Annotated in this window: 11 protein-coding genes; 3 read left to right on the plus strand and 8 right to left on the minus strand. The window is 68.7% G+C overall.

Annotation, left to right across the window (positions count from 1 at the left end):
* Nucleotides 1-269 precede the first annotated feature (269 nt).
* Nucleotides 270-1,487 carry an FAD-dependent oxidoreductase gene (locus C7R54_RS11045; protein WP_129150507.1) on the minus strand — a complete coding sequence of 406 codons (1,218 nt, stop codon included), beginning with the start codon at nucleotides 1,485-1,487 and terminating at the stop codon, nucleotides 270-272.
* 100 nt (nucleotides 1,488-1,587) lie between these two features.
* Here C7R54_RS11045 and C7R54_RS11050 point away from each other — a divergent pair, with 100 nt between their 5' ends.
* Both C7R54_RS11050 and C7R54_RS11055 read left to right on the plus strand, forming a co-directional pair.
* Nucleotides 1,588-2,436 (plus strand): AraC family transcriptional regulator, encoded by an 849-nt coding sequence (locus C7R54_RS11050; protein ID WP_129150508.1) that lies wholly within the window; start codon nucleotides 1,588-1,590, stop codon nucleotides 2,434-2,436.
* 167 nt (nucleotides 2,437-2,603) lie between these two features.
* Nucleotides 2,604-3,593 (plus strand): XdhC family protein, encoded by a 990-nt coding sequence (locus C7R54_RS11055; RefSeq protein ID WP_129150509.1) that lies wholly within the window; start codon nucleotides 2,604-2,606, stop codon nucleotides 3,591-3,593.
* Between the two features lie 42 nt (nucleotides 3,594-3,635).
* Here C7R54_RS11055 and C7R54_RS11060 read toward each other — a convergent pair whose 3' ends face one another.
* The 7 genes from C7R54_RS11060 to C7R54_RS11090 are packed head-to-tail and all read right to left on the minus strand — an operon-like array spanning nucleotide 3,636 to nucleotide 11,516.
* Nucleotides 3,636-4,583, minus strand: coding sequence for an SMP-30/gluconolactonase/LRE family protein (locus C7R54_RS11060; protein ID WP_240039486.1), 948 nt, complete (start codon nucleotides 4,581-4,583; stop codon nucleotides 3,636-3,638).
* The gene (locus C7R54_RS11065; protein ID WP_129150511.1) at nucleotides 4,567-5,328 is read right to left on the minus strand and encodes an ABC transporter ATP-binding protein; all 762 of its coding nucleotides are present in this window, start codon (nucleotides 5,326-5,328) and stop codon (nucleotides 4,567-4,569) included. The genes C7R54_RS11060 and C7R54_RS11065 overlap by 17 nt, the downstream gene beginning before the upstream one ends.
* A complete protein-coding gene (locus C7R54_RS11070) occupies nucleotides 5,309-7,222 on the minus strand; it encodes a branched-chain amino acid ABC transporter ATP-binding protein/permease (RefSeq protein ID WP_204524321.1) in 1,914 nt (637 codons plus the stop codon). Before C7R54_RS11070 ends, C7R54_RS11065 begins: the two co-directional genes overlap by 20 nt.
* Nucleotides 7,222-8,079, minus strand: a complete 858-nt coding sequence (locus tag C7R54_RS11075; RefSeq protein ID WP_129150512.1) for a branched-chain amino acid ABC transporter permease — start codon at nucleotides 8,077-8,079, stop codon at nucleotides 7,222-7,224. Before C7R54_RS11075 ends, C7R54_RS11070 begins: the two co-directional genes overlap by 1 nt.
* Nucleotides 8,080-8,092: 13 nt before the next feature.
* Entirely contained in the window at nucleotides 8,093-9,283 is a 1,191-nt protein-coding gene (locus C7R54_RS11080) for an ABC transporter substrate-binding protein (protein ID WP_129150513.1), read from the minus strand.
* A 26-nt stretch (nucleotides 9,284-9,309) separates the two neighbouring features.
* Nucleotides 9,310-10,401 carry a mandelate racemase/muconate lactonizing enzyme family protein gene (locus tag C7R54_RS11085; protein ID WP_129150514.1) on the minus strand — a complete coding sequence of 364 codons (1,092 nt, stop codon included), beginning with the start codon at nucleotides 10,399-10,401 and terminating at the stop codon, nucleotides 9,310-9,312.
* On the minus strand, nucleotides 10,398-11,516 hold the full coding sequence (locus tag C7R54_RS11090) for a mandelate racemase/muconate lactonizing enzyme family protein (protein WP_129150515.1): 1,119 nt from the start codon (nucleotides 11,514-11,516) through the stop codon (nucleotides 10,398-10,400). The genes C7R54_RS11085 and C7R54_RS11090 overlap by 4 nt, the downstream gene beginning before the upstream one ends.
* Before the next feature lie 292 nt (nucleotides 11,517-11,808).
* Between C7R54_RS11090 and C7R54_RS11095 the strand changes: the two genes are divergently transcribed.
* Nucleotides 11,809-12,735, plus strand: a complete 927-nt coding sequence (locus C7R54_RS11095; protein WP_129150516.1) for a LysR family transcriptional regulator — start codon at nucleotides 11,809-11,811, stop codon at nucleotides 12,733-12,735.
* The last annotated feature ends 26 nt before the right edge of the window (nucleotides 12,736-12,761 follow it).

The raw sequence follows: 12,761 nt of genomic DNA on the forward strand, positions 1-12,761 counted from the left end.
AACGAAACAATCAGCGAGGTAGCGATGGTCTTCATGGCAGTTCTCCTAGTCCTTGTCAGTGGGAGCAGACCGGTTCGGGTCATTCCGTAGGGGTCTGTTGCTGTTCCCGATGACTGCATTCTGCGCCCGCCAGGACTAGGGATAAACCCGATATGCGCTAAATCACTTTTCCATAAAACAGACTAATCGAGGATATCTACAAGATAAAACTATGAAATCCATAGCTAAGCTCAATCACGGCCTTGCGAGATGAAGCCATGCCCGTGCGCCTATGCAAGCAAGCGCCGCGTACCGGCCAGTGACGTCTGCAAGGCGGCCCTTCCCCGCGCGCGCAGATCGCTTTCGTAGGCCCGGAGCGCGCCTCGCAGGTCGGCCCGCTCGCGCACGGTGGCAAGCGCTGCCGCAAGGCTGGCGGCATCCGCCAGGGCGGTATTGGCGCCGAGGCCACCCGCGGGGCTCATGGCGTGGATGGCGTCGCCGAGGAAAGTCACCGCGCCGACGGGCCATTCCGGCACCGTGTCGGGCATGCGCACCGCGCGCTGGCTGATCGATCGTGGGTCCGCCAGGTCCAGCACGCGGCGCAGCGACGAATGCCAGTCGCGCACGGTGTGCCGCAGCCCCGCGAGCCATGCCGCGGCGTCGGCATCGTCCTCCAGCGCGGCGACGCCCAGCGTCTCTGCGCGGCCGAGAAAGGCCCAGTACAGATAATCGTCGGCCGGGCTCAGCGTGCATCCCGGCGCATGCCGTGCGGCGAGCGCGGGCAGGGGCGCGGAGAAACGCATGGGCTCGATGATCAGCGACAGGCCGGCCCCGAAGACCACGGTCACGCCCTCCAGCAGGCGCGCGTCAAGCGCGGCGGCGCACGCCGGGTCCAGCGGCGTCCTCCCATAGACGGTATAGGCGCCAAGATGGTTGGCGGCGGCGTGCGGCAGCAAGGTCTGGCGCAGCGGCGATGCGACGCCATCGGCCGCGACGATCAGGTCGTAGGCGTGGCGCTGGCCGTCGTCCGTGACCAGCGTTCCCGCCGAGGCGGCCTGCGCGCCTGAAACGTCCACCGCCACGACGGCGTGGCCGTAGCGGATCCGGTCCTGCAAGCCGTCGCCGAGGATTTCGCGCAGCGTCTGGCGATGCACGGCGAGATCGCCCGGCTCCGTATCGGCGTCGTCGCCGGCGCCGCCGGTAGCGCGCCAGTTCACGGGACGCCGTTCCTCGCGCGGCGCCAGGTCCGGCCCTATCCAGCGCGGCGCCCCTTGGGCCTGCGTGGCGCTGTGGCGGAACAAGGCGTACCGGTCCGGCGCCAGGCACGCGGCGAGGGCGCGCTGGCCATCGGCGTCGATGCGCAGCCGATAGCCCTGGGCGCGGGCGTGCATGCCGGCGTCGCGCTCGAAAACATCGACATCCATGCCGACGCGCGCGAGGCCCTGGGCCAGGCATAATCCGCCCAGGCCGGCGCCCGCGATGCCGATGCGCAAGGGATGGTGCTTCATGTAAACGACTCCTGTCAGGCTATGGGGGCAGGCAGCCGTCGCGGAATGCCCCGGCGCCGACCCGTCCCACATTGTTCGGCCCGATGGCAAAGGCGAGGTAATGACGCGAAGCCAACAAATACTGGAATCTGTTCAATCGTCATCGGCGCAGGCGGCCGGCCCCGACGATGCCAGCGAGTGGCTGGGCGGCCCTGCCGTGATCGCCCAGGTCGGTGACGACGGCGAGGGCAGCCAGTACCGACTGGGCAGCCGCGAATACCCGTGGCATCGCCATGCGCGCGGCCAGGTTGCTTGCGTCGAGACCGGCATGGCGCAGATTCGCACCCAGGCGGGCGCCTGGCTGCTGCCGCCAGGACGCGCCTGCTGGATCCCCGCGGGCACCCTGCACCAGGGGCGTGTCAGGGGCGCCATGACAGGCTGGAGCCTGCTGATCGCGCCCCGTGCCGCGCGCCGCCTGCCCAGCCAGCCTTGCGTGATCGGCATCTCCGACCTGCTGGGCAGCCTGGTGCGGCGCGCGCAGACGTGGGATCCACGCTCGCCCTTGACGGCGGCGCAGGCCCGCATCGCGCGGGTGATCCTGGATGAGCTGTGCGCCGCGCCGCATGAGGCCCTGCACCTGCCGATGCCCGCCAGCGAGCGGCTGGCAGTCCTGGCGCGCACGCTGATGGACGAGCCGGGCGACCGCCGCACGCTGGAAGCCTGGGCCGCCACCCTGGCCATGTCAGCCAGCACCCTGCGCCGCCGCGTGCGCGCGGAAACGGGCATGACCTTCGGCCGCTGGCGCCAGCAGATCCAGTTGGTCCATGCGCTGGAGCGGCTGGTCAATGGCGCCAGCGTCGCGGACGTGGCGCACGGCCTGGGCTACGCCACGCCCAGCAATTTCATCGCGATGTTTCGCCTGGCCTTCGGCGCCACGCCGGCGCGCTACGCCACCTCCCATCGACGCTAGGCGCCGGCTCCGGTAAAGTGCGCGGATAATGACGGGCACGGACAGTAGACGCTGACCGTGCAAGCGTGGCGCGTGCCAGCGCCGCGACCCAATGTCATGGCGCGCATCGTATCGGCACTACAGCGGGCGCCGGCCATGCGGACAAGGGCAAGGAGCGATACAGCATCATGGATTCCCTGGACATGGAGGTCCTGCGCCGGGCGCGGGACTGGATCGCCGCGGGTCATCGGGTGCACCTGTTGACGGTGGCGCAAACCTGGGGCTCGGCACCGAGGCAGGCGGGCGCGCTGGCGGCCCTGCGCGGGGATGGGCAGCTGGTGGGTTCGGTATCCGGCGGCTGCGTCGAGGACGACCTGAGCGAGCGCGCGCGCCAGCAGACCTTGCCGGACCGGCCTGAGCGCATCACCTACGGCATTACCTCGGATGACGCGGCGCGTTTCGGCCTGCCTTGCGGCGGCTCCCTGCGCCTGGTGGTCGAACCGCTGCGCGACACCGTCTGGCTGGACCCGGTGCTGGCGGCCATCGGGCGCCATGAGCTGACCATGCGCACGGTCGACATGCAGACCGGCGCCTGCACGCTGGCGCCCGCCAGCCCCATCGACGGCCCGGACTTCGACGGCCGCACCCTGCGCGCCGTGTACGGTCCGCGCTGGCGGCTGCTCATCATCGGGGCGAACCAGACGGCGCGCGCGCTTTGCGACATCGCCATCAGCCTTGATTTCCATGTGCTGGTCTGCGATCCGCGCGAAGATTTCCAGGCCACCTGGGACGGCCGCGGCGCGACGCTGTTGACCAGCATGCCCGATGACGCGGTGGCCGAGATCAACACCGACGAACGCACCGCCATCGTCGCGCTGACCCACGATCCCAAGCTGGACGACATGGTCTTGCTGGAAGCCCTGAAATCCCCGGCGTTCTACGTCGGCGCGCTGGGCTCCGGGCCCAGCCAGGCCCGGCGGCGCGAACGCCTGCGCCTGTTCGACCTCAGCGACGAGGAAATCGACCGCCTGCACGGCCCGGTGGGCCTGCGCATCGCCAGCCGCACGCCGGCCGAGATCGCCGTCGCCATCGCGGCCGAGCTCGTCTGGGTCCGCAACACCCTGGGCGGCGCGGCGGCTTGCGCGCCCCACCCGCCCAGCGCGGCACGCCAGCCCTAGGATCCGGGCGGCATAAGAAGCGCTCGCGGGTGCGCGACGGCTTCAGCGCCGGGGCGGCACCGCGCCCTGGGCGTTCACGTAGAGCGCGTACAGCGACTGGCCCGCCGCCATGAACAGGCGATTGCGGTCCACGCCGCCGAAGCAGAGATTGGCGCAGCGCTCGGGCAGGTGGATGTGGCCGATGCGCTGGCCGTCCGGCGCGAAGATGGCCACGCCGTCGAGTTCTTCCGAGCCCATGCCCCACCCGCACCACAGGTTGCCGTCGGTGTCGCAGCGGATGCCGTCCGACGTGCCGGGACCGCAGTCGATGAAGCTGCGGCCCCGACCCAGGCCGCGGCCGTCCGCGCTGACTTCGTGCGCCGTGATCAAACGGTTGGGCTGGGCGCGCGACTGCACCAGGTAGAGCAACTTCTCGTCCGGCGAAAAACACAGCCCGTTGGGGCCGTGCGCCGTTTCATCGACCACGGTCAGCGTGCCGCTGTCGGGGTCGAGCCGGTATACGCAGGCCGGTAGCTCCTGCTGGGCGCGCTTGCCTTCGTACCAGCCGCCCAGTCCGAACGGCGGGTCCGTGAACCAGATGGAGCCGTCGGACTTCACCACGACGTCGTTGGGCGAATTCAGGGGCTTGCCGTCGTAGCGGTCGGCCAGGACGGTGATGGTGCCGTCGTATTCCGTGCGGGTGACGCGCCGGCCTTCGTGCTCGCAAGTGATGAGGCGGCCCTGCAGGTCGCGCGTGTTGCCGTTGGCGTTGCGCGAAGGCTGGCGGTAGACGCTGAACTGGCCGGTGGGCTCGTCCCAGCGCATGATGCGGTTGTTGGGGATGTCGCTGACCAGCAGGTAGCGGCCGTCGCCGAACCACACCGGTCCTTCGCCCCACCGCAGGCCTGCACCCAGCTTCTCCACGGCGGCATTGAAATGCACATAGCGCGCGAAACGGGGGTCGATGATTTCGATACGGGGATCGGGGTAGCGCTCACTGGGTTGCCACACGGCCGTGTTCTCCAAAATAGGCCCGCTCCAGGCGCGCCGGCAGATCGGCCTCGCGGGCGCCGGCCTGCATGGCGATGCGGCCTTGCGCCAGGGCATACACGCGATCGGCCAAGGCCAATGCTTTCTCCACCAGCTGTTCCACCAGCACGATGGCCGTGCCCCGTGCGCGCAGCTGTCCCGCGACAGCCAGCACCCGGTCGACCAGCACCGGCGACAGACCGGCGGACGGTTCGTCGAGGATCAGCAGGCGAGGCCGTTTCACCAGGCCCTGCGCGACCACCAGCATCTGCTGCTGGCCGCCGCTCAGGGCGCCGGCGCGCTCATGGCGCTTGGCGGCGATCTCGGGAAAGAAGGTCAGGGCTTCCTCGATACGCGCACGGCGTTCTGCCCGTGGGGCATCGTAGCCCGCCAGCATGAGGTTGTCGATCACGCTTTGCTGGGTGAAGACGCGATGGCCCTCGATCACATGGACCAGCCCGGCGCGCGCCGCGGCGCGCGGCGTGGTGCGGCTGAGGTCGGCGCCGTCGAAGGTGACGCTGCCGGCCGTCAGCGGCAGCAGACCGGAGATCGCGCGCATCAGGGTGCTCTTGCCCGCGCCGTTGGGACCCAGGATGGCGACCACTTCGCCCGCGCCCACTTCCAGGTCTATGCCGTGCAGGATGCCGATCTTGCCGTAGCCCGCGTCCAGTCCGCGCACTGTCAGCAGGGGATCGCGCCGTGTCGTTTCAGCCGCCGAGGTAAGCACTGACCACCTCCTTGTGTTCGCGCACCTGCGCCGGGGTGCCGTCGGCCAGTACGCGGCCCAGGTTCAGCACGGTGACGTGGTCGCAGATATCGAAGATCAGGTCGGCATGGTGTTCCACCAGCAGCACGCCGGTGCCGTGGCGGCTGATATGCCGGATCAATTCGCCCAGCTGGCGGATTTCCTCGGCGGCCAGGCCCGCGGCGGGCTCGTCCAGCAGCAGGAAGGCCGGCCGCAGCACCAGCGCCCGCGCGATTTCCAGGAAGCGCAGCTCGCTGTGCTGCAGGCGGTCGGCGCGGGCGTCGGCAAGGGCCGACAGGCCCACCGCCTGCAAGGCGTCGTGCGCGGCCTGGCGCAAGGCGGCTTCGTCGCGATGATGACGCGGCAGGCGCAACAGGGTCTCGACGAAGGAGGCATGGCCTTGCAGCGTGCCGCCGATCATGACGTTCTCCAGCACCGACGCTTCGCCGATGATGCGCGGCGTCTGGTAGGTGCGGGCAATGCCGTGGGGCGCGCGCAGCAGGGGCCGGCCGGCGGGTAGCGGCGCGCCCGCCAGCCGCAGCGCGCCGGACTGCGGTTCGTAGTAGCCGGAGATCACGTTGAGGGTGGTGGTCTTGCCGCTGCCGTTGGGGCCTATCAGGCCATGGACTTGCCCCGGCGCGATGGCCAGCGTCAGGCCGTCGATGGCGCGCACGCCGCCGAAGGCGAGCACGATGTCGCGCAGGACGATGCCGTCCTCGTGGCGTTTGCCGCTGCCATCTCCGTCCCCATTCCCGTCCCTATTCCTGCCGTTGCTTACGCTGCCATTCCCGGCCCGCGCCAGCAGGCGGTCCAGCGGCGCCGCGTCGGGCACGATGTGGCGATTGGCGGGCAAGGGGCGTCGGTTGCGGAAATCCAGCAGCGCGGCGATGCCGCCGGGCGCCGCCAGCACGATGACCAGCAGCATCAGCGCATAGAGAAAGTTCGACCAGGCGGCCAGCGGGGCCGCCAGCTCCGGCAGCACGGTCAGGATGATGGTGCCCAGCAGTGGGCCCAGTATCGAGCCGCGGCCGCCGATCAGGATGGAGATGAAGAACAGCACCGACAGTTCGAAGGTAAAGGCGTCTGGCGTGATGTAGGTCTGGAGCGAGGCGAACAGGCCGCCCGCGATGGCGGCCAGCACGCCGGCGAAGACGAAGATCAGCGCCAGCAGCCGCACCTTGGAAATACCGCTGGCTTCCGCCGCCACTTCGGCGTCGCGTATCGCGATCAATCCCCTGCCGTAGCGGCTGCGCGCGACATTGGCGGTCAGCAGCGTGCACACCAGGGCGAGTCCCAGGCACAGGTAGAACAGGCCCAGCTCGCTATCGAACGGCGCCGGCATGGCCGGCCCGGACAGGCCGATGCCGCCGCCCGTGACGTCCTGCCAGGCGAGCGCGATCTGCGTCACGATGGTGGCGAAACCCAGCGTGGCCATCGCGAAGTAGAAAGTGCGCAGGCGCAGCGCCGGCAAGCCGACGATCAAGCCGAACACGCCGCCCCCGATGCCGGCGCACGCCAGCGCCAGGAACGGCGGCATGGCCGGCAGCACGTTGCCGGCGGCCAGCACGCTGGTAATGTAGGCGCCCAGCGTGAGCAGGGCCACGTAGCCGATGGCCAGCTGGCCCGCATAGCCGACGACCAGGTTCAGGCCCGATACCAGGATCCAGTAGATGGCCGCGCGCGTGGCGATCACCGTCCAGTAGTTGTTGCCCGCCAGCGGCAGCAGCGCGGCCAGGACGAAGATGGCCAGGAAGGGCCAGGCCTTGCGCCAGTCCTCGCCTGCGCGGCGTCCGGTATCGGACTTGGGCAGGGAGGCGCCGGCGCGTCCCGTCATCGCCAGCGGTTGGCGCGAAGGCAGTTGACTGTCGACGCCCATCACACCCTCCGCGCGGTGGCGCTGCCGAACAGGCCTTGCGGCACGGCCAGCAGCACGACGATGAACAGCACGAACACCGCGATCGAGGAGAACACCCCGCCCACCGTGAAGTTCGCGGCCTGCTGGAACAGCCCCAGCGCCAGCCCGCCCACCAACGCGCCGCGGTTATTGCCCAGGCCGCCCAGCGCGACGGGGACGAAGCCGTAGAAATTGAGCAGCGTGCCATTGGCGAAGAAGGCCAGCATCAGCTGGCCGCTGGCGAATCCCGCGATGCCGCCGATTGCCGCAGCCAGTACATAGCTCCACACGCGCAGGCGCCGTTCCGGCAAACCCAGCGCCCGCGCGGCGAAGTTGTCTTCCGCCACCGCCAGGAAGGCCATGCCCACCAGCGTGCGGCGGTAGAGATATTCCAGGCCCAGCACCACCAGTGCGCAGGCCACCACCGGCAGCCAGAATTTCTCGTCCGCCAGGCCGCTGCCCAGGTTGAACAGGCGGGGGAAGGGTTGTGGTTCGGTGCCCCATTCGATGGCGGTGACCTGCTGGATCATCAGCGCCAGGGCCAGCGTCGACAGGACGTACAAGTGCTGGTCCAGGCTCTTGAGCACCGGCCGCACGGCCACCAGTTCGGTCACCAATCCCACCACCGCGCAGCCCAGCAGCGTCGCGATGAATCCCAGCCAGGGCGGCAAGCCCAGCTTGAGCATGAACAGCGAGCCGAATACGCCGCCCAGCATGCCAAGCTGGCCGGCGGTGAAGCTCATGACGCGCGAGGTGGCGAACATGGTGTTGTAGGTGATGCCGATGAGCGCGTATACCGCGCCCATCGCCAATCCCGAAGCGATGATGGAACCGAGCATCGAGGCCTCCGCGTCAGACGTAGCCGGGCGCCAGCAGGAAAGTGCCGTGCTTGGCAGAGTTCGCCGCCGACATCACCACGTCGGCGGTGGGATAGCCGTTGTGCTCCTCGGGCGTGTAGGTGTAGTCGCCGAAATAGCCCGGGTAGGGATGCAGGGTGTTCCAGTAGGCGATGATGTCCTTGGACGAGCCCGCGCCTTCCTGGACTGCCTTCGCGACCATGTTCACGGCGTCATAGCCGGCCGTGACCCACCAGAACAAGGTGTCCTCCAGGTTGACCTTGCCCTGCACCTTGTCGACGAATTCCTGCGAACGCGCCGGCAACTTCCCATCGGCGCCGTAGCTGCAGCTGCGATAGCCCACGGCGTAGACCTTGTCCCAGTTCTGGGGCTTGGCCAGCAGGCCGCGGATCTCGCCCGACGCCATCGAGGGGTGGCCGGCGAAATTGACGTCCCAGTTCATTTCGGCGCGCGTATTGAACAGGCGTGCTTCCATGCCCGTCGAAACGCTCCAGATGACGATGACTTCGGCGCCCGCATTGCGCGCCCGCGTCATGTCCGGCGTCATGTCGGTCTGGGTGGCGTCGATGTTGTTGCTGTAGACCACGTCCGCGCCGTCGCGCTTGAAGTTGGCCACGCAGGCCTTCACCGCCGTGACGCCGTAGCCCGTGGTGTCGCCGATGATGGCGATCTTCTTGACCTTCAGCACCTTGAGGCAATACCCCCGCACGGCGTCGTCCCACTGGCCGTTCGATGGCGCGATGCGGAAGGCGTTGGGGAATTTCTTGGTGTCGATCAGGGTGTCGACCACGCAGGGATGGATATTGGGGATGCCGGCACGCGCCATGATGGGCGTCACCGCCAGCGATTCGCCGGAGTTGGTCGGCCCCCAGATCGCGTGCACCTTCTGCGAGTTGATCATTTCCTGTGTGGCGTTGACGGCCTTGGTGGGGTCGCCCTGGGTATCGCGCGTGATGATCTCCACCTTGCGGCCCTTGACGCCGCCGGCGGCGTTCAAGGTGTCGGCGGCGAACTTGACGCCACGGTCGAAGCCTATGCCCGGCGCGGAGCTGGGGCCGGTCAGCGCGGCCAGCCAGCCGATGCGCAAGGGTTCGGCGGCGGCGCGCGCATGGCGCGGCGCGCCGATGATGGCGGCGCCGGCGATGGCGCTGGTTCCCAGGACGAAGTTGCGGCGCGTCAGGCTCATGGTGGTTTCCTTGGTGTAGGTGTTGTTCAGCGCGTTTCTCTTTCAAGCGCGGCGATGCGCTGCTCGTCGAACGTATATCCCCAGCCCGGGCGCTCCGGCACGATCGCCATGCCGTCGGCGAATTCCAGCGGCTCGCGATACAGCGTCGAGAACCAGGGCATGTACTCCAGGAAGATCGCGTTGGACAGCGCGCCCAGCACCTGCAGGCTGGTCTCGGGAAACAGGTGGCTGGATACGGGAACGTCGTGGCTCTCGGCCATGTGCCCGACGCGCATGAATTCGCTGACGCCGCCCACCCGCTGCAGGTCGGGCATCAGGACGTCGGCGCTGCGCAAGGTCAGCATGTGGCGAAAGCCGTAGCGGGTGTACTCGGTTTCGCCGCTGGCGATGGGCGTGTCCAGGGCTGCCGCCACGCGCGCCAACCCTTCGAGGTCCCAGGCCGGCAAGGGCTCCTCGAACCACGTCAGGTCGTGCTCTTCCAGCAGGCGGCCCAGGCGTATCGCCTGGGCTTCGTTCAAGCCCTGATTGGCGTCGGCCATCAGCTTGACGCCCGGGCCGATTGCGGCGCGCACGGCGCGCACCCGCTCGGCATCCTGCCGCGCGTCCGGCATGCCCAGTCGCATCTTCACCGCGCGGAAACCCTGCGCCACCATGTCTTGCGCTTCGCGCGCCAGCGCGTCGATATCGCGGTCCAGCCACAGGCCGCCGCTGTGGTAAGCGGGCAGGCGGTTGCGCGCGCCGCCCAGCAGGCGATACAGCGGCAGGCCGGCGGCCTTGCCCGCGATGTCCCACAGGGCGCCGTCCAGGGCGGAGATGCCCATCACCGTGACGCCTTTGTGCCCGAAAAAGTTGATGTCCTTCCAGGCGCGCGCCCAGAAGCCGGCGATATGCCCCGGATCCTGGCCGACGAGCAGGTCGGCCAGTTCGTCGACCATCTGGCGCAGCACGCGCGTGCGGCGATCGTTCAGCGCGAACACCAGGTTCTCGCCGACGATGCCCGCATCCGTGTGCACATGGACCAGCACGCAGCCGCAGCTGTGCAACTGTCCCAGCGCGCTGCCTATCGGCTGTTCAAAAGGCAGGCGCACGACGCGGGTTCGAACCTCGGTGACCTTCATGGGCGGGCTCCGCGAGTGACGTGGGGTTGGCCGACGCGGTAGCGCGCCAGTACATCCGGGTCGGGGTCGCAGCCCAGGCCGGGACCTTGCGGCACGGACACCTTGCCGTCCTGCGTGCGGACCCAGGGATCGAAGGGATTGGCCTCCATGTCCAGCCACAAGACCTCGATCAGCGGGCGCTGCGGCAGCGCGGCGGCGATGTGCAGCGTGGCGATGAAGCCCGGCCCGAAGTAGGGACAGTGCGGGACGGTCTGCACGCCGTGCGCCTGGCACAGCGTGGCCACCTTCATGGCTTCGCCGATGCCGCCCAGCTTGGTCACGCTGGGTTGCGCGATGTCCAGCGCGCCCGCTTCCAACAGGGTCTTGAAGCCGGTGGGCCCGGCCACGTTCTCGCCGGCCGCGATCGGAATGCCGCGCGTCCGCACGCGCGCCAGGCCTTCGGCATCCTCCGGCGGCCAGACCGGCTCCTCCAGCCAATAGAGCCCGTCACCGCGCATCGCATCCGCCATCCGCAGCGCCGTGGGCACGTCCCAGGCGCAGTTGGTGTCCAGCATGACGGCGGCGCCGTTGGCGGCTTGCAGCGAAGCCCGCACTGCTTCGTGCGTCACCTCGTGCAGCTTGATGTGACGGTAGCCGCGGTCGGCGGCCGCGGCGGTGTTGCGCGCCACCAGCGCGCAATCGGTGTAGTTCAGCAGGCTGGCGTAGGCCGGCAGCTCCGTGCACGGCGCCGCGCCCAGCAAACGGTGCACGGGCATGCCGGCGCGCTTGCCCAACAGGTCCCACAGGGCGATTTCGATGCCGGACCAGGCATAGACATAGCAGCCGTTGCGGCCCAGCAGATGGGTGGCATGCAGGACCTGGCGGGTCAGGCCGGCGATGTCGCCGGCATCGCGGCCGACGGCCAGCGGCGCGACGATGGTATCGAGCGCGGCGCGCGTGGCGGGAATGGCCGCGTGGCCGAAGGCCTCGCCCCAGCCAACCAGGCCGTCCTCGGTCTCGACCCGCACCAACAGGATTTCCAGCTTGTCCCACAGTGCGCCGGCAAAGCGCTGATAGGGCCCGCCCATGTCGAAGGGCAGGGACACGACATCGGATGTGACGGATACGATTTTCATCCGCCGCACCATTCAAGCTGCGCCATGACGTCTCCTCCTGGCGATTCTTGTGATGGGGCAGCTCGCGGGGCGCTGTGCCGCGCCTTGCCGACGGCTGCCTTCGTTTGGGTACCTTTGTTCGCGACCTGAATGAGGATAGGTAGGCCACAAAATAAAATCAATTGAGTACACCTAATTTCGACATAAGGTGTTCTTATATGCCTCAGCACTGCCGCAAGGCCCGGAACACGAGAAAAACACGCGGACCCGCGCCCCCACGCGGGCAGCCCAGGACGCATGAAAGGAGCGAGACATGGCGCTTACCGTACGCCAGCTGGAGGTCATCCGTGCCGTCAGCCTGCATGGTTCGGTCACCGAGGCAGCCAGCGCGTTGGGCATCTCCCAGCCCGCCATCAGCCTGATGCTGCGCGATTGCGCCTCCCACGCCGGTTTTCCCTTTTTCGTGCGCAAGCACGGCCGCTTGCAGGCCACCCGCGAAACCCAGGTCATCCTGGCGGAACTCAACCGGATCTTCGACGGCATCGAGCGCGTCAATCGCCTGATGGACGACATGCGCGACATGACGGTGGGCACGGTGCAGGTGGCCTCGGTGCCGACCCTGGCCGACAACCTCATTTCGCCCACCATCGCCGCTTTCCAGAAAGCGTGGCCCAATATCCAGGTTGGCGTGTTCACGCTGGACAATGTCGGCGTGTTCGAGAACGTCATCCAGGAGCGCGTGGACTTCGGCCTGGCCCTGTCGCCGCTGAACCATCGCGATGGCCGGGGCGTCGACGGCCGATTGGTCGATCTTTGCACGACCGAGCTGGTCTGCGTGATGCATCCCGACTGCCCGCTGGCGCGGCGCGAGGTGGTGATGCCCAAGGACCTGGCGCCCTATCCGCTGATTTCCTTCGGCAAGAGCCTGCCGCTGGGCGCGCTGGTGGAGGAAAGCTTCCAGCGCGCCGGCGTGCCGCGGCGCATCGCGCTGGAGGTGACCCTGACCTCGGTGGCGTGCTCGCTTGCGCGCTCGGGCGCCGGCGTGGCGATCATCGACCCCTTTCACTTGTGGAGCGAGCGCGATCACGGGGTGGTCACGGTGCCCTACGCGCCCCGCACCGAGGTGCGGGCGCAGATGGTGCTGCCCAGCAATGCGCCGCTGTCGCGCTCCGCGCGGCTGTTCGTCGACGCGCTGCGGCAGACCGCGCGGCAGCGACAGGGGGCGCTGCTGGCGGCCTGACGGCGGCTTGATGGCACCCCGGCCCC

Origin of the sequence: Achromobacter aloeverae, assembly GCF_004121055.1 — a bacterium.
GTDB classification, from domain to species: domain Bacteria; phylum Pseudomonadota; class Gammaproteobacteria; order Burkholderiales; family Burkholderiaceae_B; genus Bordetella_C; species Bordetella_C aloeverae.